This window comes from Arcobacter venerupis (genome assembly GCF_013201665.1).
GTDB lineage: Bacteria > Campylobacterota > Campylobacteria > Campylobacterales > Arcobacteraceae > Aliarcobacter > Aliarcobacter venerupis.
The window spans coordinates 2,508,903-2,530,182 of record NZ_CP053840.1 but is presented as its reverse complement, the minus strand read 5'-3'; the positions used below and the strand labels follow the sequence as shown (position 1 = coordinate 2,530,182).

18 protein-coding genes and 10 tRNA genes are annotated in these 21,280 nt (G+C 27.6%); 24 read left to right on the top strand and 4 right to left on the bottom strand.

Features of this window, described 5'->3' with window-relative positions; all coding sequences use genetic code 11:
- Window position 1: 1 nt before the first annotated feature.
- The 3 genes from AVENP_RS12530 to AVENP_RS12520 are packed head-to-tail and all read left to right on the top strand — an operon-like array spanning window position 2 to window position 2,417.
- Entirely contained in the window at window positions 2-1,507 is a 1,506-nt protein-coding gene (locus AVENP_RS12530; RefSeq protein ID WP_128360197.1) for a GspE/PulE family protein, read from the top strand.
- Window positions 1,507-1,908: a type IV pilus modification PilV family protein gene (locus tag AVENP_RS12525; RefSeq protein ID WP_128360198.1), complete on the top strand. Its 402-nt coding sequence runs from the start codon at window positions 1,507-1,509 to the stop codon at window positions 1,906-1,908. The genes AVENP_RS12530 and AVENP_RS12525 overlap by 1 nt, the downstream gene beginning before the upstream one ends.
- Window positions 1,905-2,417: a PulJ/GspJ family protein gene (locus AVENP_RS12520; RefSeq protein WP_128360199.1), complete on the top strand. Its 513-nt coding sequence runs from the start codon at window positions 1,905-1,907 to the stop codon at window positions 2,415-2,417. The genes AVENP_RS12525 and AVENP_RS12520 overlap by 4 nt, the downstream gene beginning before the upstream one ends.
- On the opposite strand, the gene AVENP_RS12515 is transcribed toward AVENP_RS12520, so the two are convergent.
- The 3 genes from AVENP_RS12515 to murA form a co-directional block, all read right to left on the bottom strand.
- On the bottom strand, window positions 2,414-3,031 hold the full coding sequence (locus AVENP_RS12515) for an HNH endonuclease (RefSeq protein ID WP_128360200.1): 618 nt from the start codon (window positions 3,029-3,031) through the stop codon (window positions 2,414-2,416). The genes AVENP_RS12520 and AVENP_RS12515 overlap by 4 nt on opposite strands.
- Window positions 3,032-3,040: 9 nt before the next feature.
- Window positions 3,041-4,135, bottom strand: a complete 1,095-nt coding sequence (locus tag AVENP_RS12510; RefSeq protein ID WP_128360201.1) for a DUF5644 domain-containing protein — start codon at window positions 4,133-4,135, stop codon at window positions 3,041-3,043.
- Window positions 4,136-4,235: 100 nt separating this feature from the next.
- A complete protein-coding gene (gene murA, locus AVENP_RS12505; protein ID WP_128360202.1) occupies window positions 4,236-5,501 on the bottom strand; it encodes a UDP-N-acetylglucosamine 1-carboxyvinyltransferase in 1,266 nt (421 codons plus the stop codon).
- Between the two features lie 131 nt (window positions 5,502-5,632).
- Here murA and AVENP_RS12500 point away from each other — a divergent pair, with 131 nt between their 5' ends.
- The 18 genes from AVENP_RS12500 (at window position 5,633) to AVENP_RS12415 (ending at window position 13,900) form a co-directional block, all read left to right on the top strand.
- Window positions 5,633-6,517 (top strand): DMT family transporter, encoded by an 885-nt coding sequence (locus tag AVENP_RS12500; protein ID WP_128360203.1) that lies wholly within the window; start codon window positions 5,633-5,635, stop codon window positions 6,515-6,517.
- A 1-nt stretch (window position 6,518) separates the two neighbouring features.
- Window positions 6,519-8,249, top strand: coding sequence for an FMN-binding glutamate synthase family protein (locus AVENP_RS12495; protein WP_128360204.1), 1,731 nt, complete (start codon window positions 6,519-6,521; stop codon window positions 8,247-8,249).
- A 1-nt stretch (window position 8,250) separates the two neighbouring features.
- The gene (locus tag AVENP_RS12490) at window positions 8,251-8,628 is read left to right on the top strand and encodes a DUF6394 family protein (RefSeq protein WP_128360205.1); all 378 of its coding nucleotides are present in this window, start codon (window positions 8,251-8,253) and stop codon (window positions 8,626-8,628) included.
- A 13-nt stretch (window positions 8,629-8,641) separates the two neighbouring features.
- Entirely contained in the window at window positions 8,642-10,330 is a 1,689-nt protein-coding gene (locus tag AVENP_RS12485) for a potassium channel family protein (protein WP_128360206.1), read from the top strand.
- Window positions 10,327-11,127 carry a 3-deoxy-8-phosphooctulonate synthase gene (kdsA, locus tag AVENP_RS12480; protein ID WP_128360207.1) on the top strand — a complete coding sequence of 267 codons (801 nt, stop codon included), beginning with the start codon at window positions 10,327-10,329 and terminating at the stop codon, window positions 11,125-11,127. The genes AVENP_RS12485 and kdsA overlap by 4 nt, the downstream gene beginning before the upstream one ends.
- Before the next feature lie 29 nt (window positions 11,128-11,156).
- Window positions 11,157-11,627 (top strand): 6,7-dimethyl-8-ribityllumazine synthase, encoded by a 471-nt coding sequence (gene ribH, locus AVENP_RS12475; RefSeq protein WP_128360208.1) that lies wholly within the window; start codon window positions 11,157-11,159, stop codon window positions 11,625-11,627.
- A complete protein-coding gene (nusB, locus tag AVENP_RS12470; protein ID WP_128360209.1) occupies window positions 11,628-12,023 on the top strand; it encodes a transcription antitermination factor NusB in 396 nt (131 codons plus the stop codon).
- Between the two features lie 3 nt (window positions 12,024-12,026).
- Window positions 12,027-12,725: an orotidine-5'-phosphate decarboxylase gene (gene pyrF / locus AVENP_RS12465; RefSeq protein ID WP_128360210.1), complete on the top strand. Its 699-nt coding sequence runs from the start codon at window positions 12,027-12,029 to the stop codon at window positions 12,723-12,725.
- An 89-nt stretch (window positions 12,726-12,814) separates the two neighbouring features.
- Window positions 12,815-12,905, top strand: a tRNA-Ser gene (locus AVENP_RS12460).
- A gap of 2 nt (window positions 12,906-12,907) precedes the next feature.
- Window positions 12,908-12,984 (top strand) — tRNA-Ile (locus AVENP_RS12455).
- A gap of 46 nt (window positions 12,985-13,030) precedes the next feature.
- Window positions 13,031-13,107 (top strand) — tRNA-Gly (locus AVENP_RS12450).
- Between the two features lie 55 nt (window positions 13,108-13,162).
- Window positions 13,163-13,239, top strand: a tRNA-Gly gene (locus tag AVENP_RS12445).
- A gap of 40 nt (window positions 13,240-13,279) precedes the next feature.
- Window positions 13,280-13,356 (top strand) — tRNA-Met (locus AVENP_RS12440).
- 9 nt (window positions 13,357-13,365) lie between these two features.
- Window positions 13,366-13,442, top strand: a tRNA-Met gene (locus AVENP_RS12435).
- A gap of 18 nt (window positions 13,443-13,460) precedes the next feature.
- Window positions 13,461-13,537: transfer RNA gene (locus tag AVENP_RS12430), tRNA-Thr, on the top strand.
- 19 nt (window positions 13,538-13,556) lie between these two features.
- Window positions 13,557-13,631, top strand: a tRNA-Gln gene (locus AVENP_RS12425).
- Window positions 13,632-13,702: 71 nt separating this feature from the next.
- A tRNA-Met gene (locus AVENP_RS12420) sits at window positions 13,703-13,779 on the top strand.
- Window positions 13,780-13,823: 44 nt separating this feature from the next.
- A tRNA-Met gene (locus AVENP_RS12415) sits at window positions 13,824-13,900 on the top strand.
- Window positions 13,901-13,909: 9 nt separating this feature from the next.
- On the opposite strand, the gene AVENP_RS12410 is transcribed toward AVENP_RS12415, so the two are convergent.
- Window positions 13,910-17,266, bottom strand: a complete 3,357-nt coding sequence (locus tag AVENP_RS12410) for an ABC transporter substrate-binding protein (RefSeq protein ID WP_128360211.1) — start codon at window positions 17,264-17,266, stop codon at window positions 13,910-13,912.
- A gap of 130 nt (window positions 17,267-17,396) precedes the next feature.
- On the opposite strand from AVENP_RS12410, the gene AVENP_RS12405 reads away from it, so the two are divergent.
- From AVENP_RS12405 to AVENP_RS12395, 3 genes are all read left to right on the top strand, one after another.
- Window positions 17,397-17,933, top strand: coding sequence for a hypothetical protein (locus AVENP_RS12405; protein ID WP_128360212.1), 537 nt, complete (start codon window positions 17,397-17,399; stop codon window positions 17,931-17,933).
- 9 nt (window positions 17,934-17,942) lie between these two features.
- Window positions 17,943-18,686: a hypothetical protein gene (locus AVENP_RS12400; protein ID WP_153802254.1), complete on the top strand. Its 744-nt coding sequence runs from the start codon at window positions 17,943-17,945 to the stop codon at window positions 18,684-18,686.
- A 110-nt stretch (window positions 18,687-18,796) separates the two neighbouring features.
- The gene (locus AVENP_RS12395) at window positions 18,797-21,268 is read left to right on the top strand and encodes a methyl-accepting chemotaxis protein (protein WP_128360214.1); all 2,472 of its coding nucleotides are present in this window, start codon (window positions 18,797-18,799) and stop codon (window positions 21,266-21,268) included.
- Window positions 21,269-21,280 lie beyond the last annotated feature (12 nt).

The window sequence follows — 21,280 nt, the reverse complement described above, 5'->3', positions numbered from 1 at the left end:
AATGAATATAAATGAAATTCATAATCTAAATTTAGTTCCCTTTGATGAAGCAAATAATTATACAACAGCCTTAAAAAACTATGTTTTATATACAAAAATAGATGAGCTAGTTGTAATTGCTCTTTCAAGGGATTATATGAGTATCTCTTTTGATTATCTATCAAAACTCGACTCAAAAGAAGACATAGTTTTTTTAGATGACATCTCTTTTGAAAAGCTTTATAATAAATTTTTAGAAATAAAAACAGATAAAGAGATGAGTGCAATTCAGCAAGAACAAGAGGACGCAACTTTAAGTGATGATGATTTTTCTGTTAGTGAGTTTTTAAAAGTAGGAAGTGATATTTTAACTTCTGAAGAATCAGCTCCAATTATAAAATTTGTAAATTCACTTTTTTATCAAGCTATTAAGAAAAAATCTTCTGATATTCATATTGAAATGCATGAATTTAAAGCCGAGGTTAGATATAGAGTTGATGGAGTTTTAACAAAACATATTGAACTTGATAAAAATATTATGTCTTTAGTAATATCAAGAATAAAAGTTGTTTCAAATCTTGATATTAGTGAAAAAAGAGTTCCCCAAGATGGACGAACACAAATCAAAGTTGCAGGGAAAACTTTAGATATTAGGGTTTCAATTCTTCCAACTTTTTATGGTGAAAGAGTAGTAATGAGAATTTTGATGCAAAGTGAAGATATTTTAAGCATCAAAGAATTGGGATTCCCCTCATATATAACTGATGAGCTTGAAAGTGTTTTAGGGAACTCTTATGGAATGGTTCTGGTTACTGGACCAACAGGAAGTGGAAAATCTACAACTTTACATTCACTTTTACATCAAGTAGTTAGTGAGGAAAAAAATATCATAACAGTAGAAGACCCTGTTGAGTATAAATCAAATGAATTTTCACAAATACAAGTAAATACAAAAGTTGGACTTACCTTCGCAGCAGGTTTAAGATCCATTCTAAGACAAGATCCAGACATTATAATGGTTGGGGAGATAAGAGATGCAGAAACAGCAGCAATAGCAGTTCAATCAGCACTTACAGGGCACTTACTTTTTTCAACACTTCATACAAATAGAGCACCAGCTGCAATTACTAGACTTATTGATATGGGAGTTGAAAAGTTTTTGATTTCATCTTCTCTTCTGGCTGTTCTTGCACAAAGGTTAGTTCGATCACTTTGTCCTGATTGTAAGGAACGTGACGATTCATTGGCTTCACATAAACTTTTTGGATTTGATTCAAATAAAACTATATATAAACCTGTTGGTTGTAAATCTTGCAACTTTACAGGATATAAAGGAAGAGTTGCTATTGGTGAATTGTTTATTATAAATGATGAGATAAAAGAGTATTTAAAAACTGATGTTGATGATAATACTTTGATGAAGATGGCTTTAAAAAGTGGAATGATTAGTTTAGATAAACAACTAAAAATGATGTTAGAAAATGGGGATACTTCAGTTTCAGAAGTTGTAAGAATAGGTATAAAATAGTGAAAAAAGCTTTTTCTTTAATGGAAGTTATTATTGCAATTGTGATGTTAAGTGTTGTGATGATTACTTTACTTAAAATAAAAAGTGAAAATATTTTTTTAATTTCAAAAAATGATGAAAATACTAAATCAAATGACTATGTTCTTTTATCAGTAGATTTTGAAGATGAAATATCAAATAAAAATGAGGATATTTTTTTAGATAAAAAATATCAATATATAAATGATGATATGAGAAAAGAGTTAAAGGATATTAAGATTTTAATAAAAGATGATAAAATTGAGTCAAAATCAATAGAAAGTGATTTAAATTATATAAATACAACAATATTTTCAAGAACTTATAGTTTAGAAAATAGCAATATCAAAAAAAAGATTTATACTTTTAAGATTGAATTATGAAAAAATCATTTACTCTTTTAGAACTCCTTATTTCAATTGCATTATTTTCTATAATAGTTGTTTTTTTATATAAAACTATTGACCAAACAAAACATTCAAATAATCTTTTTTCCAATAAAGAACAAGCTTTGAAAGAGTCCAATCATTTACATAATATTTTTTTAGAAGATTTTGGTGAGTCTTCTAATATTACTATTAGTTATGATAAAAATAAAAATACAATTGTTAAAATAGTTACAAACAATACTTACCATAATGCTTTTTTTAATAATATTACTTATCTAATAAATTCATCAAAAAAACTTGTAAGAATTGAGAGTTATCAAGCTTTTAATGAATTACAACCTATGACTTTGGATTTTGAAGCAAATTCTTATATTGATATTTTATTAGAAAATATAGAGTTTTTTGAACTAAAAAGCACTGGGGTAAATTATAATATTGTTCTAAAACAAAAAGATAAAAATAGAGTTTCTTATAATGCTTATAAACTAGGATTGAAAAATTAAGAGTGAATTAAAGCCATTAATTTTTCATTTAAAACCAAAGATGACATAGTACTTTTAGGATTTTGAGAATGAAGAATTTTATTACAATCAATACATAAAGTTATGATATTTTCTAGATTATACCCACCACCATCTTTTATGTCTTTAACAAAACAAGTATGAGTATCTTTTAAATTAAGATTATTTCCACATCTATTACAACACTTATTATCTCTTTTCCAAGCAAACTCTTTTCTTAATGGCCAATCACTTGGATATTTTGGATTAGATAAAGATTTTTCTTCATAATTAATCCAATGTTTTTCCCTTGGAATGTCATTTTGAGTCTTTTTAGAATAAGGATAGTTGAAAAATTGTGCAATAACATTTTCAATAATCATGGTTTCTCTTAATTCTATATTTTGTTCATTTGCAGTTCTATTAACAATATGATAATCAATATTTATTTTTGGATGAAAACTTGACATATGATGTTTTAAATCACTTATAAATAGAGGAAAACCTCCATTGTTTTTATAGTTTTTTGAAAAAATCTTTTCCCTATAAATATAAAGAGGTAATAAACAAAATATAATTAAAGTTGAATAAAACACATAAGTTAAATCTAAAATCAAAATTAATCCTTAAATTATTTCAGGATTAATTTGATGATTCTTTAATGTTTTTAAAGCCTCAATATGATTTCCTGATACTAATTTTTGTAATTCATTTTTATGAATAACTGGAAGAATGATTTCTCTTCCACAAACCTTTTCTAATTGTTTTCTATTGTAGTCAAAAATATAAAAATCCTCAGCTGTATCAACAAGTAAAAAATCTGCGTTATTATCAAAAGCATCTAGTAAAATTGTTGCAGCAACATGATAAGTAATCAAAGGATTTCTATTAAAAGTATGTTTTGCTAAATCTAGTTTCAAACTATCAAGTTTTAGAATTTTAGCATCCAATTTATCTAATAAATCTAAAGTTTGTTTTGAATTTTTAGAAGCATAATAAGCAATATTAAAATCTTTGAAATCATGTTTTATTTCATAATTTTCTTCAAACTCTGCAAAATCTAAAATCAAAGTTTTATTTAATCTAAAATTTTGATTTTCAAGTGTATCAAAAAAGTTCAAACTCTCTTGAATTTTTTGAATTTTTTCTTCGATTTGCATATCAAAATTATAAATTCTATTTTCTAAACTTGTATGATATTGTGCACCAATTTCTACAACATCAAGAGCAAGAAGTATATAGTTTGTCAAATTTGGATTTTTATTAATTAAATCATGGGCTAAGATTAAAATAGAATCACCAATATAATCACTTTTATAGTTTAAAGTATTAGAAGCGTAAAAGTATGGTTTTAGTTTTAAATATTCCGCTTTATCTTCTTCTTGCATCAAATTTCTTAAGATTTTCATTTTATCTTTAAAATCATTATCATCAATTAATAAATCATCATATGCTCTTCTAATTGATATAGGCTCAATAGTAAGCTCTTTTCCAAAGTTCTTTACAACTTCTTCTAATGTAATTGAAGATTTTACATAAATTCCGTTTACAACCAAATCAAAATCAGTAGAATCAGTAAATCCTAATCTTGCACTTTTATTTATTGTATTTAAAATATCTAATATATTTTTTTCATTTTCAGTTTTTAAAAAATGTTTTGTGTAGTATGGTAAATAATCAGAGTTTTTATCAAATTTGAATAAAGAAATTTCTAGTTTCATTAATAACGTACCTTATTTTATAGTTACTTAGATTTTATATAATTTTTACTTAAAAAAAATGATAAGCAAGAGATTTTCCTGCTTATCATTAAAAAAGATGCTATTCAGTAAACCTTTTTACATCAGCACCAATAAGAGATAGTTTTCCTTCAAGATTTTCATAACCTCTATCTAGGTGATAAATTCTATGAATATTTGTTTCACCTTTTGCTACAAGGGCTGCTAAAACTAAAGCAGATGAGGCTCTTAAATCAGTTGCCATTACATCTGTTCCATTTAAAGTTCCAGCTTTTCCATTAATAGTTGCAGTGTTTCCATTTAGATGAATATCAGCTCCAAGTCTTAAAAGTTCACTAACGTGCATAAATCTATTTTCAAATAATCTTTCATCAATTGTACTTGTTCCATTTGCTTGAGTTGCAAGAGCCATAAATTGAGCTTGCATATCAGTTGGGAAGCCAGGATATTCTGTTGTTATAATATTCGCAGGTTTGATTTCATCTGTAGGTAAGATTGTAACACTATTGTCATCTTGTAATACTTCAAAATTCATCTCTTCAAGTTTTGAAATAAGAGCTTCTAGGTGTAGAGGAATTACTTTTTTGATTGTTAGTTTTTGATTTCTAATAGCAGCTGCACACATATATGTTCCAGCTTCAATTCTATCAGGTATTACATCAAAAGGTTTTATATCTATTAATTGTTGTCCAGTTCCCTCAATTATGATTTTTGAAGTTCCAATTCCTTGAATATTTATTCCAGAATTTGCTAATACTTCGCAAAGTTGTACAATTTCAGGCTCTTTTGCTGCATTTATAATAGTTGTTGTACCATGAGCAAGAGCAGCTGCCATAACTGTATTTTCAGTTCCACCAACAGTTACTTTATCAAAAACTATTTTTGCACCTTTTAATCCATTTGGTGCAGTAGCTCTTATATATCCGTGTAAAATTTCAATTTTTGCACCCATTTGTTCAAGTGCTTTAAGATGTAAATCAACTGGTCGCTGACCTATTGCACAACCACCAGGAAGTGAAACTTCACAGTGTCCAAATCTAGCAAGAATTGGTCCAAGAACTAAAATAGATGCTCTCATTGTTTTTACAATATCATAAGTTGCTGTTGTATTATTTATTGTTGTTGTATTGATTTTAGCAGTGTGATTATCTTTTTCATAAGTTCCACCAAGTTTTTTGATTAGCTTTAAAAAAGTGTTAATATCAACTACATCTGGTAAGTTTCCAATAGTAATTTCATTTTTTCCTAAAATAGTGCAAGCAATCAAAGGAAGGGCTGCATTTTTAGCACCTGATATTTCTACGCTTCCTGAAATATCTTTTCCCCCAATAATTTTTAAGTATTCCATGTTTCCCCTACGAAGTATTTATATATATGGATAATATAATATCTAAAATAAGCTTTAAGATATGGAAAGCTCAATAATCTATCTTTAATAGGATTGTAAATACAATCTACTTTTAAAAATAAGGGATAAAAATGGAAAATCAGCTTAATAAAGGCATTCAATATATGCTTTTTGCCTCTTTATTATTTGCTTTTATGGGAGCTGCTGCCAAAGAATTAACGGATTCAATGAGTTCAGTTGAGGTTGTATTTTTTAGAAACGTTTTTGGAGTTCTTTTTATTTTAATATCAATCTATAAATCTCCATTAAAACAAATTGGTGGAAAATTTTGGTTATTGACTTTTAGAGGAGTTGCTGGATTTGTAGCATTACTATTTTTCTTTTACAATATATCACAAATACCTCTTGGCGAAGCTATGACATTCTCAAAAACTTCTACAATTTTTACTGCTGTTTTAGCTTATGTTTTTTTAAAAGAAAAATTAGGAATAAAAGGCTGGTTTGGTGTTTTTGTGGGTTTCATAGGAATTATATTTATTACAGAATTTGATGGAAGTAGTTTAGAAAAAAGTGATTATTTAGGAATATTATCAGGTGTAGGTGCCGCACTTGCATATACATCTGTGAGAGAACTTAGAAAATTTTATGATACAAGAGCAATAGTTTTATCATTTATGACAATTGGAACTGTAGGACCTTTGATATTGATGATTATTGGAAGTTTTTATTCAAATTCAAATTTGGATTTTATGTTAGGCTCATTTATAATGCCAAAGCCAAATGATTGGCTAATCATAATATTATTGGGAATATTTGCAACCTTAGCTCAAATTTATATGACAAAAGCTTACTCATTTGCAAAAGCTGGAATTATAGGAACGATATCATATAGTAATATAGTTTTTTCAATAATTTTAGGTCTTATTTTAGGGGATAATTTCCCTTCAATGTTAATTGTTTTTGGTATAATCTTAATTGTTATAAGTGGAATTTTAGTTTCTAGTAAAAAGGAATAGTATGGAATTTATAGAAAGTTTTACATTTTGGGAAGAGTTTTGGGTAGTTTTTATACTTGTAATAGTAGCTTGGTATATTCATGATAAATATGTACAAAGAGATCATCAGATTTTAGTTAATTATCCAATTATTGGACGATTGAGATATCTATTTGAGGAAATTAGAGAACCTTTTAGACAATATTTTGGTGATGAGAAATTCTATGAGTCAAAAGATAAATTAGATTGGGTATATAAAGCAGCAAGAGATAAACCAAATTATGCTTCTTTTTCTCCTTCTCAACCTTTGCCAAAACCTAAGTTTATGATTAGACATGCAAATATTGTTTTAAATGATAATGAGGTTGAAAATAATTTTGAAGTACTTTTTGGGGAAAGAAGGAAAAAACCTTTTATATCAAAAAGTATAATTGCTAGATCTGCAATGAGTGATGGTTCAATTTCTCCTGAGGGAACAAGAGCTTTTGTTCAAGGCTCTTTCATAGGTGGATTTCCTATTAATTCAGGAGAAGGTGGTGTTACATCAAACTTTTTTGTTACCCATGAAAAATATGATGAATCATATATGAAAATTGTAGATAGTAATAATTTTAATAAAGCTGTAAAAAGAGCTGTAAAATTTTTCTTTAATGGTGCAGTTGCTGCTGATGTTTATAGAAAATTAGTATTTAGAAAAGATTTAGAAGCTGAAACATATATTTTAGATATGGAAAAAGAGAGATTTTATAGACCCAATTGGGATGCACCATTAGAAGCTTTTCCAAAAGAAGTTCCTTCAGATATGCCAGATATTGTGTTTCAAATTAGTTCAGGACTTTATGGCGCACGGGATAAAGATGGAAAATTTGATCCAGATAGATATCAAAAAGTAATGCGTTTTTGTCAAATGACAGAGATTAAATTAGCACAAGGTGCAAAACAAACAGGTGGAAAGTTATCAGGGCAAAAGGTAACTCCTGCTGTTGCATATTATAGAAATGTTGAAGCATATAAAGATGTTTTCTCACCTAATAGATTTCCTTTTGCAAATTCTATTGAAGAGTTATTTGATTTTATTGGAACACTTCAAGAGATGTCAGAAAAACCTGTAGGAATAAAAATAGTAATTTCAGATTTACAAAATATTGAACCATATGCAAAAGAGATAAAAAGAAGAATTGATGAAGGAATAAATGGTTATCCTGATTATATTACTCTTGATGCTGGAAGTGGAGGAAGTGCAACTGCACCTTTAGAAATGATGGAGAGAGTTGGATTAAATGTAAGGGATTCTGTTTATTTAGTAAATAAAGTTTTAACTGAGTATGGAATTAGAGATAAAGTTAGAATCGTTGCAAGTGGAAAAATATTAACTCCTGATGATGTTATAATTGTAATGAGTTTAGGTGCAGATTTTTTACAAATTGCACGTGGTTTTATGATGAGTGCTGGTTGTATTCGAGCAAGATATTGCTCAGGAACAACAGGAAGACAGTGTCCTGTGGGACTGGCAACTCAAGATAAGAAAAAAAGAAGAAAATATTTTGTCTTTAGACATGCTAATTATGTTGCAAATTATCATAAAAATCTTTTAAAAAATGTAAAAGGTTTATTAGCAATTATGGGATTAAAAAATATAAAAATGTTAGATCAAAATAAATTACTATTTTTAGATAAAGATTCAAGAGTACATGATGATATTGATGAAGTATTTAGAAGAAAATTAGATTTAGCTAAAAATAAAGGAGAATAAAATGAATTTAGACAAAGTAATCTCTGGTTTTTTTATCATTTTAGCTATGACTTTAAATTTTGGGTTTTTCTATGGTGAAATGCATACAGTTGCAAGTCATAGTAAATATGAATTATTTGCTGCAATTGTTGTAAATTTGATTGCAACAATTTTAAAACTAGGAGACAAAACTCAATTAGGTTCAGTTCTATTAGCAACTTCTTTAGTTGCTGATATTCAACTAATTGCAGCTGCAACTATTTGGACTGTAGCAATTTATTCAACAATGTTGGATAGTGAAATTATAGGTATGGTCGTGTCTTTATCTGGTGGAGCTTTATTAGCAAATATAACATCTGTTATATTATATGTGGGTGATACCATAAAATCAAAAAGATAAAATAGGTAATATTTTGAGAAATAACTCTTTATTTATAGTTTTACAAAAAATGCGTATACCTTTTTTAGTAATTATTATAACTTATACTATTGCAATAATTGGATTGATTTTAATACAAGGTGTTGACGCAAATGGGAATCCAACAAAGATGTCTATTTTTGATGCCTTTTATTTTATCTCTTATACGGCAACTACAATTGGTTTTGGAGAGACTCCTTATACTTTTACTTATCCTCAAAGAATTTGGGTAACTTTTTCTATATATATTACTGTTCTTGGTTGGTTTTATGGAATTGGTTCTTTGGTTTCTCTATTGCAAGATAAACTTTTTATTCAAGAGATGCAAAGAACAAAATTTTTAAGACAGATAAAAAACTTAAATGAAAGATTTATAATAGTTTTAGGTTATAACCAAATTACAAAAAAAATCATAATAAAAGCACTAGAACAAGGCGTTAGAAGTGTAGTAATTGAAAAAGATAAATTAAGAATAAATGATTTAATACTTGAAAATTTTACACCAACAGTTCCTGTTTTATATAGTGAAACATACTCCGTACGAGTTTTGGAAGCAGCTGGAATTACTAAAAGAAATTGTAAAGCAATTGTTTCTTTATTTGAAGATGATGCTTTAAATCTAAAAACAACTTTAATTGCAAAAAGTTTAAATAAAAATGTAAAAGTTGCAGTTAAATCAACAACAAAAAATCATACAGAAAATCTCAAAGATTTGGATGCTCAAATAATTGTAAATCCATTTTCAATTATTTCATCTGAAATAAATATGGCTTTAATTGCTCCAAATTTATTTAAAATTGAGAAGTGGCTTTACAAATTAGGAGATTTAAATTCAAGTTTGCCACTTTTCCCAAAAGGTTTATATATCATTTGTGGATATGGACGAATGGGGAAAAAGATTTTTGAAAAATTAAATGATAATAATATTGACGTAAAGTTAATAGAAATAAAAAAAAATAGAGATATTGAATTTACAAAAAATGAGATTTCACATTTAGTTTTTGGTGATGCGGATGATAAAGAATTATTGGTAAATATTGGTATAAACCAAGCTGTTGCAATAGTAGCTGCAACCGATGATGATACAACAAATTTATCTATTTTGGCAACAGCAAAAAAACTAAATCCTTTAATTATGACAATAGTTAGAGAAAATGATTTAGCAGATGATTTTTTATTTAGGAATGCAAATATCGACCATATTTTTACTCCATCAAAAATTGTAGTAAATAAAGTTACCAATGCACTAGTTAATCCACTTAGTGATATATTTTTAAGACAAATCATTAAAAAAGATAATATTTGGGCTTCAAAACTTATAAATAGATTGGTGCAAGATATAGATGAATGTCCAGTTTTATTGGAGTTTGAAATAGCAGAATTTTTTGCTCCTGAAATTTGCAAATACTTATTAACAAAAGAGATATTATTTTTAGATATATTTGCTACTTCTCTTTATAACCATAATCAGAAAAATAATGTTGTCCCTTTGTTACTTCAACGAGATAATGATATAATACTAACCCCTGAATGGGAATATGAGATAAAAATAGGTGATAAACTTTTATTAGCATGCGATGCACACGCTAAAAATGACGTAGAGTATATTTGCCAAAATAATTATGAATTTTATTATGCATTAACCGGAAAAGAAAAATTAACAATATTTAAAGGAATTAAATGAAAATTTTAACAGGACCATGTGTTCTAGAAGATAGAGATACAGTAATGAGAATTGCTGAAAAATTAAAACCATTAAGTGAAGATAAAAGAATTGACTTTTATTTTAAAGCTTCATTTGATAAGGCAAATAGAACAAGTATAACTTCATTTAGAGGACCAGGACTTGATGAGGGATTAAAAATATTTGAAGAGATAAAAGAGCAATTTGGATATAAAGTTGTAACTGATATTCATGAATCATATCAAGCAGCACCTGCTGGTGAAGTTATGGATATTTTACAAATCCCTGCATTTTTATGTAGACAAACTGATTTATTAGTTGCAGCTGCAAAAACACCTGCAATTATAAATATCAAAAAAGGGCAATTTTTAGCAGCTGATGCTATGAAACATCCAGTTGAAAAAATTCTAAATACAAGAGGAATCACTGAGGTTTCTTATGAAACATCTGAAAAAGCTAGGGTTTGGCTTTGTGAAAGAGGAAATACATTTGGATATGGTGCTTTAGTTGTTGATATGAGAAATTTACTTTTATTAAAACAATATGCCCCTGTAATCTTCGATGCAACGCACTCTGTACAAATTCCTAGTACTGGTGGAACAACGGGTGGAAACTCATCATTTGTTCCGTATATGGCAAAAGCAGCAGCAGCTGTTGGTGTTGATGGATTCTTTTTTGAAACACATATTGACCCATCAGTAGCAAAAAGTGATGGACCAAATATGCTTAGAATTGAAGATTTATACAAAACAGTTAGTGACATTTTTGCAATACAAGACGCTTTAGGATATAATTAATTCTTATACACACATTTTTGGAGAAATAAATGAAAATTATTGAAGGTAATTTAAGATTAAATGGTACTGAAAAAATCGCTATTATCAATGGAAGATTTAATCATATTATAACAGATAGATTAGTTGAAGGTGCACAAGATGCATTCAAAAGACATGGTGGAAATGAAGATAATTTAGACTTAATATTAGTTCCAGGTGCTTTTGAAATTCCTTTCGCTTTAGAAAAAGCACTATCTAGTGGAAAATATGATGCAGTTTGTTGTGTTGGTGCAGTAATCAGAGGAGCAACTCCACATTTTGATTATATTTCAGCTGAAGCTACTAAAGGAATTGCAACTGTTGGGATTAAACACGGTGTTCCTGTATCAAATGGTGTTTTAACTACTGATACAATAGAGCAGGCAATTGAGAGAGCTGGTTCAAAAGCAGGAAATAAAGGTGCAGAAGCTATGGTTACTATTATTGAGATGTTAGATTTATACGCAGAAATGGAGAAATAATTGGCAACAAGAACACAAGCAAGAGAGTCTGTAATTGGTTTATTATATGCTTACGATTTAGGAAATGAAGGAATTGTAAAATTTGTTGATGAAATTTTAGAAGATAAAAAAATAAGAAATCAACAAAAAGAGTTTGCTTTAAAACTTTTTAATGGAACAATAGAAAATATAGAAAGTATTGATAAAGAGATTATTTCTCACTTAAACCAAAGAACTTTAGAAGATATTGGTTCTGTTGAAAAATCTATTTTAAGATTAGCAGTATATGAAATTTTATTTGAAGATTTACCAAAAGCAATTATAATAAATGAAGCTATTGAATTATCAAAAAGATTAGCAAGTGATGGTGCTCCAAAATTTGTAAATGGTTTACTTGATAAGATTGTTAAGGCTTAATTTATGAGTAATGCAATGAAATTATGTTTATCTTTAGATTTACCAACTGCTAAAGAAAATTTAGCTTTAGTTGAACAAATAAAAGATTTTGATGTTTGGTTAAAAGTAGGATTTAGATCATATATTAGAGATGGAAAAAAGTTTTTAGAAGATTTAAAAGCAATTAATCCAAATTTCAAAATATTTTTAGATTTAAAACTTTATGATATTCCAAATACAATGGCAGATGCAGCTTTTGAAATAGCTAACTTTGGACTTGTAGATATGTTTAATGTTCATGCAAGCTCAGGTGTTGAGGCTATGAAAACAGTTATGCAAAGAATCAAAGATGTACCAAATAAGCCTTTAGTTTTAGCAGTTACAGCACTTACTTCTTTTGACAATGAGAGCTTTAAGGCTATCTACAACGAAGATATATCTACAAAAGCTATACAATTTGCAAAAGACACTTATACTTCTGGTGTAGATGGTGTTGTCTGCTCAGCTTATGAAAGTTTAGATATTAAAAATAATACTTCAAAAGAGTTTATTACTTTATGTCCTGGTATCAGACCTTTTGGTGAAGATAGTGGTGATCAAAAAAGAGTTGCTGATATTGTTTTTGCAAAAGAAAATCTTGTAGATTTTGTAGTTGTTGGAAGACCTATATATAAAGCTGAGAATCCAAAAAAAGTGGTTGAAGAGATATTAAAAAATATTTAATTATCTCTTCAATTTTTAAGTATGATTTAAGTGACATAGTATTATAATTTCCGTCCTGATTTTAAGAAGTTAAAATTACGGAAAACAACGGACAGTTGGGTGAGTTGGCTGAAACCACCTCCCTGCTAAGGAGACGTGCTGGTAACGGCACCGAGGGTTCGAATCCCTCACTGTCCGCCACTGGGTCATTAGCTCAGCTGGTTAGAGCACTCGGCTCATAACCGAGTGGTCGAAGGTTCGAGTCCTTCATGACCCACCAGTTTCACTTTTCAAGTGAATTAAAAATGTTTTAAAGGCATTTTTTTGCGGGAGTAGCTCAGTTGGCTAGAGCTTCTGCCTTCCAAGCAGACTGTCGCGAGTTCGAGTCTCGTCTCCCGCTCCACTATTAAATAGATTTGGTAATGCTATTTGATTTTTATTATTTTACCAAAAGTGATGCGGGAGTAGCTCAGTTGGCTAGAGCTTCTGCCTTCCAAGCAGACTGTCGCGAGTTCGAGTCTCGTCTCCCGCTCCACTAATTAATCTTTAGAAGATTAAAGTTCTTTTATTTATATCGCGGAATAGAGCAGCTAGGTAGCTCGTCGGGCTCATAACCCGAAGGTCACAGGTTCAAATCCTGTTTCCGCAACCAATTTAAAATGTCAAGGTAGCTCAGCTGGTTAGAGCGCTGGTCTCATAAGCCGGAGGTCGAGGGTTCGAGTCCCTCTCTTGACACCATTTCGAAAGAAATACGGCGCTGGTGTAGCTCAGTTGGCTAGAGCAGCTGATTTGTAATCAGCAGGTCGGGGGTTCGACTCCCTTCACCAGCTCCATATTTAAACTTTATTTTCTTGGGGTATCGCCAAGCGGTAAGGCAACGGTTTTTGGTACCGTCACTCGAAGGTTCGAATCCTTCTACCCCATCCACAAAAACTTACTTATTATAAAATCTAATTAATACTTGATACTGTTGATTATTTATATATTTAAATATATATCGCGGAATAGAGCAGCACGGTAGCTCGTCGGGCTCATAACCCGAAGGTCACAGGTTCAAATCCTGTTTCCGCAACCAAATTTTTTCTTGAATAAAAAACTATTTGTATACTTATTATTTAACGCGGAATAGAGCAGCACGGTAGCTCGTCGGGCTCATAACCCGAAGGTCATAGGTTCAAATCCTATTTCCGCAACCAATCTATCTTTTATATATTTAAAGTTATTATAAATTCAGCACCTTTATATATTTTGTTTTCATATTTATATTCTACATTTCTAGCTTCAATTCTTCCATGCATTCCTTCATCAATAAGTTTATATGTCATATGAAGTCCTAATCCAGTGCCTTGAGATTTATATTTAGTTGTAAAATAAGGGTCATATATTTTCGAAATTATATCTTCTTGTATTCCACCTGCATTATCTTTTATACTTATAGATACAATATTATTTTTATTTGTAGTTGAGATGAATATTAAAGGATATTCTTCTTTCTTTTCTTCAAGTGCATCTTTTGCATTGTTGAAAATATTAATTAAACATTGGATTAATTCATTAGGATAACCATCAATCTTAATTTCATCATTTAAGTTTAGAATTACTTGCAAATTATCTTTTTTTATAGAGGATTCTACAATATGTAAGAAGTTATTTATTGTATTAGTTAAATTATAGTTTTTTATTTTTCTATCATCTTTAATAAAATTCTTAAAATCATTAATTGTTTCAGATAAGTATTGAGAATTTTTATTTATTAAATCCATATTTTGAATTAACTCATTATCATCTAATGTTCCTAACTCTTTTTGTATTTTTACACCTGTTGCTACAGTTGAGATCATAGATAAAGGTTGTCTCCATTGATGAGCTATATTACTTATCATTTCTCCCATAGAAGCTAGTTTATCAGCTTTAAAAAGCTTTTCTTGAAAAAGTTTATTTTTTTCCAATTCTTCTTTTACTCTTAGCTCTAATGAAGAGTTCAATTTATCTAATTCTTGAGTTCTTTTTCTAATCTCATTTTGAAGTATATTGTTATTATCTTTTAGTAAATATTGTCTGTATAAAAAGAAAATTAGTATTATTATAATTAAACCTACAGAAACCCACAAATAAGTATAATCTTCAACTTTTTCATATTTAATTGAAACCCATTTATTAACTATATTTTGAATATCATCTTCAGATATTGTAAGAATAGCTTTATTTAGAATATCTCTTAAGATAGATTCATCTTTGATAACACCAATTCTTAAATGATTTTCATAATCTTTAGGTTGATATAAAATTTTTAAATTAAAAAATCCATTTTCTTTTATATTATATGCAGATATAATCATGGATCTAATAGTTAAATCAGCTTTTTTTTCTTCTATAAGTTTAAAAGCTTCATTTTCTGAATTAACAGGAATTATAACAAGATTTGGAAAATCTTTTTGAAATCTTTCATACATTGCTGTTTCTTTAGGTAGAGCAATTGAAGCATTTATTTTTGATAAATCTTTTATACTTGGGCTATCTATTCTTCCTATTACAACATTTGGGTCTTCAAATATAGGTTCTGTAAAATCAAGCCATTCTTTTCTTTGAGGAGTTTCATTTAAAAAACTCATAAGTTCACATTTTTTTTCTTTTGAAAATTTTACACTTTCTTCCCAAGATTTAGTTGGGATCACTTTTATATCAATATCAAGTTTTGAACTAATTAATTCTATTATATTTGCAGCGATTCCTGTATATTTACCTTTCTTATCTAGTTTTTCAAAAGGTTCCCAATCTGGGTCAACGCACATTGTAAAGACTTTTTTATCAGTTAAATATTTTTCTTCATTTTTACTTAAGGGAATTGTTCTTTTTAACTCAGTACTATTTGGAGTTGAATTAATCCATTTTCTTTTTAGTTCAAACAATTCTTCTTGGCTAATTTCATTTTTACCTTTTTCTAGGATAGATTGTAATAATGTATTCTGTTTATTAGTAGCTAAATGCATATTAAGATTAAACCTTTCATCTTTTACTTCAAAAGCAACTTTTAAATTTCTAATTAAATCATTTTCCATAAAGTAGCTCGCAACTGAAAAGTTATCAATAAAGCCATCAACTTGTCCATAAGCTAATTTTTTCAAACCAGAGATAGAGTCTTCGACTAATATTAAATTTATATTTGGATAAAACATTTTTAAAAGTTCTTCTTCATAAAAACCTTTTATTACTGCTAAGTTTTTTCCATTAAAATCATCCAAACTTCTGAAATTATTTAAATCTTTTTTTGTAAATACTGTATCTAATGTTTTTGCATAAGGTGTAGTGAAATTGAGATATTTTTCTCTATTTATCGTTTTGCCAATATTTAACATAACATCAATTTTATTTTCTTTTATCAATTGCAAAAAATTATCCCAACTATAACCTGAAACATATTCCACTGATAAGTCAACTTTTGAGGCTAATAAATTCATATAATCAATTGAATATCCTATTGCTTTGCCATTTATATTGTAATTATATGGTGGCCAATTTGATTCATTATGTACTTTAATAGTAGTATTTTTGATGTAGTTTTTTTCTTCATCTGTAAGAATATTTTGGACTTTATTATTTATATCAAAATAGTAATTATTTAATATAGGATTAATGTCATAACTTTTATCAACTAATCCTAAATTTGTGTACATATCTGCATTTAATTTTAGTAGTTCAGGTGCAATTGCTCCTATTTTAAAGACATTTGTCTTAAATAATTTTTCTGTTTGTTTTGCTTCAAATAATAAAGATTCTTTACTTTTACTCTTTGTATATTTATTATAAATCAAATCAACAATTTCTTCTTTATGGTTAAAGGCATATTCCCAACCTTTATTTGTAGCTTCAACAAAGTTTTTTACTTTTTCCATATTCAAATTTATTACTTTTTGACTTGTAAATAATTCAACATCATAAGAATAAATTCCAAAATCTGCAGGATTTAATATGTTATATTTAACACCAGCTTTATCTAACTCAAATGGTTGAGAGGTTATGAATACACTCATTGCATCAACTTGGCCATTTATAAATTTATCTACTTTAAAATCGTGATTTACTAATGTATAATCATTTGAAGTTATTCCTGCATCTTTTAATATTACACCTAAACTTGTATGTCCCATTTCCCAATCAACTGCCATTATTTTTTTATTTTTCAAATCAGCGGGAGTTTTTATCTCAGGTTTTGTAACAAGTACAAGTGCATTTTGTTTAAAGTAAGAAGCAATTAAAACTACAGGTTTTTTATTTAATTTTTGTAAAATTAAAGCAGAGGAAGATATTCCAAAAGTTGCATTTCCACTTAGAACCTCTTGGGTTATATAAATACCATCTTTAAACTCTTTTATCTCAAGTTCAATTCCCACATCTTTATAGTAACCTTTTTCAATTGCTGTGTAAAAACCAGCGAACTCAAATTGATGTTTCCATTCTAGTTGTAAAGTTACTTTTTCTAAGTTATTTGCTTGTGTATTTGCAAATAAAAAGTTAAAAAACAAAATTAGAAAAATTATATGAATTTGAAATATTTTTTTCATTAGGTATCTTTTATTAAAAAAAAATTTATAATTTGATTATTTTAGATTATATCATCAAAAAAATTTGATAAATCTTTTGAAATATAATTTAGATACAATAACCAAAAATTAATTAATATATAGGAATTTTATGAGTGATAGATTACATGAAATAATGGGTCAAATAGGTATTTTACACAATGATTTATTAGAAAATGAAAAAATTAAAGATGCAAATGAAGTTTTTGAATTTATAAAAGATTATGATATTGATATACAAAAACATTACTTAAATTTGTTGTTACAATACTATTTTCAAAAAAACGATTTGAAAAATTTAAAAGAATTACTTTTAGTTGGTGCAAAATTTGATATTAGATTTGATGATGTAAAAGAGGCTTTTTTAAGTATAAAATCAGAAGATGAAAACGTTATAGAATTTATGCAAGATTCAGTTGTTTTTATAAAAGAAAAAATTGAAGAGAGTGATTTAAAAACTATTTATGATTATTATATAAATAACACTCAACTTCAAGAATTATTAGAATATACAGTTGAAATAATTAAAAAAAATAGATATGTTTGTGTCTATTGTTTCAATAATCCAAACACAGTATATGGAAAGTTCTTTTTAAATGAAGATTTATTGGATTCTTTAAAAAGAGATTTACCTTATTTACTTAAATAAAGATTTTGAATGCCTTCTTTTGAATTTGTAATACCTCAAAGTTTTTTATTTATCCCAGCAAACTTGTCATTTATATCATCATGTTTTTTTATAAGTTATATTTTGTCAAAGATATTTAAAAGTGCGATAATATTTTTTATTTTATTGATTTCAATGTTGAGTATAGCTTATTATGATTTGTTTATTAAATACTTTATCAAGCAATATTATGAATTAACGCAAATGGATTCAAAAATATATTTTTATCCACAAAAGAATGAAGGACAAAAAATTGATAGTTTATCTTTAGTTAATATTTATAATCATCCACTTAAATACTCAACAACATTAACTTCTATTGAAAAAGATGAAATAAGAAATGTGCATGAAAACTATATAGAAAAATTTATTGATATATCAACATACGCTTACAAGTATAATAGAACAATTTCTAGTATTCAAAGAGTATCATTGAATAATCATGATGAAAATTTAGAAGAAAAAGCTAGATTTACTATTGAAAGAAATTTAAAAACAACTTTTTTCCCAAAACTTTATGGGAAATATGAGTATAAATTCATTGATACAAAAACAAATTACATTTTAGCAACAGCATTTAATATCTTTTTTAATGTAGATAATAATAAATTTAGAAACAAATATTTATATTGGGGAAATGAAAAAGAACAAGAGTTTAATCAAATACCAATTAATAATTTTGATAATATTTATAAACAATTATTTATAGAAGATTTACGAAAAAATAACAAATAATTTGTCAATAATAAATTTAACTTTTTTCTTTGTTTCAATTAATGAATTATTAATGAATTATTAATCATTAATTAATTATTATAGTACAAGAATTAAAGAAGGATCTTCCCATGAAAAACTTTTCTATAAAAAGTAAATTATTGATTATAGTGATAGTAACTATAATCCTTGTAGCTACAATGATAGCCTTAAAATCAATATCTGAGATTAATGATTTAACTAATCAGAATATTGAACAATATAAACAAAATGCCTATAAAACTTCAGAAGAAGAGTTGAAAGCTTATACAAATTTTGCAAAAAATATTGTGGTAAATCTTTATAATCAATCTTTACCTGAAAATGTTAAGAAAAATGTAGAAAATACTTTAAGAAATCAATCAGATTTTTTGTTTACAGTATTGACTAGATTGTATGAAGACCAAAAAGGTAAAATTTCCGAAGATGAATTAAAGAAGTTATTACTTGATACTATAGATGCAGTTAGATATGGAGAAGATAAGGATTACTTCTTTGTTTATGATGAAAATTCAACTATTTTAAAACTTCCTATAAGTCCAGAAAGAGAAGGAACTAAAAATACTCAACCTTATGTTAAAGAGTTTATTGATGTAGCTTTTAAAAATGGAGCAGGTTTAGTTCCTTATGCACAAATTGTAAAAGGTAAAGAACCCCGACAAAAAGTATCTTATGTAAAACTATTTAAACCTTTTAATTGGATAATTGGAACAGGTGCTTATATAGATAATGTAACAGAAGCTTTACAAAAAAAAGCATTAGAAGATGTATCTCATCTTAGATTTGGGAAAGATGGATATTTTTATATTTATGATTATGATGGTGTAAATTTAATGCATCCAATAAAACCTGATTTAGTAGGAAAAAATTTAATAGATTTAAAAAGTAAAAAAGGTGTTTATTACATAAAAGATTTAATTGAAGTTGCCAAAAAAGATGGTGGAATGGTCACTTTTGATTTTGAAAAACCAAATGATACTAAATTGTATGATAAAATTGGTTATTCAGTTGGTGTTAATGAATGGAAGTGGATGATTGGAACAGGTGCATATACTGATGTTATTGAAGATAATATTGAAAAAATGCGAAAACAATCAAAAGAAAATATAGCATCAACTATTTTTGGAATCTTATTGATTGCCTTGATTGTTTCAGTTGTGATAATTATGTTTGTAACATTCTTTATAAATAAAGAGATAATTGCACCTTTAAATACTTTTCAAGTTGGTCTTTTAAATTTCTTTAAATATCTTAATAAAGAGACTAAAAATGTTGAAAAAATTTCTGTTAGATCAAATGATGAAATAGGAATTATGACAAATATTGTTAATACAAACATTGAAAAAACAAATAAATTGATTCAAGAAGATGAAAAATTAATCAATAACGTTAAAGAAGTAGTTTCTGAAATAAATAAAGGGAATTTACGAAATAGAATAGATGCACATAGTGATAATGAAAGTTTAGAAGAATTAAAAAATATTTTAAATGATATGTTATCTATTGTTTCAGAAAAAATAAACAATGATTTAATTGTTATTGATGAAGTTCTAAATGAATATAAAAATGTTAATTTTACAGTTAGAATAAATAATCCTCATGGTAGAGTAGCAATTGCACTTAATTCTTTAGCTGATACGATTAATAATATGTTAGTAGAAAGTAAAACAAATGGTCTAACATTAGAAGAAAGTTCAAATATACTTTTATCAAATGTAGATAAATTAAACCAAAGCTCAAATGAAGCAGCAGCATCACTAGAAGAGACAGCAGCAGCAATAGAAGAGATAACTTCAAATATTAGAAATAATACAGAGAATATTTCAAAAATGGCAATTCTTTCAAATGAAGTAACAGCTTCTGCTTCTCAAGGTGAGAAATTAGCAAATCAAACAACAGTTTCAATGGATGAAATAAATAATCAAGTAAACCTGATAAATGAAGCAATAACAGTAATTGACCAAATAGCATTCCAAACAAATATTCTTTCTTTAAATGCAGCCGTAGAAGCAGCAACAGCAGGAGAAGCAGGGAAAGGATTCGCAGTAGTAGCAGCAGAAGTGAGAAACCTAGCTTCAAGGTCAGCAGAAGCAGCTAAAGAGATAAAATCAATCGTAGAAACAGCAACAGTAAAAGCGAATGATGGTAAAAAAATAGCTGGAAATATGATAGAGGGATATAAACAATTAAATGGAAATATCACGCATACAATAAATTTAATACAAGATATACAGAATGCATCAAAAGAGCAGTTGTTAGGAATTGAACAGATAAATGATGCAGTAAATCAATTAGACCAACAAACACAACAAAATGCAGCAGTAGCATCACAAACACAAGATGTAGCAGAAATTACAGATGAAATTGCAAGATTAATTGTAAGTGATGCAAATGCAAAAGAGTTTATTGGAAAAAATGATGTAAAAGCTAAAAAAATGAGTAGAGGGAATAACTCTTCTGTTGATGTAAAAACAACACATGTTGTGCATAAACAAACAAAAACAGCTGAAGTAAAAAAGAGTGTTTCGAGTAAAGCAGATGATGCAGAGTGGGAAAACTTTTAAAGTTTAAAATAG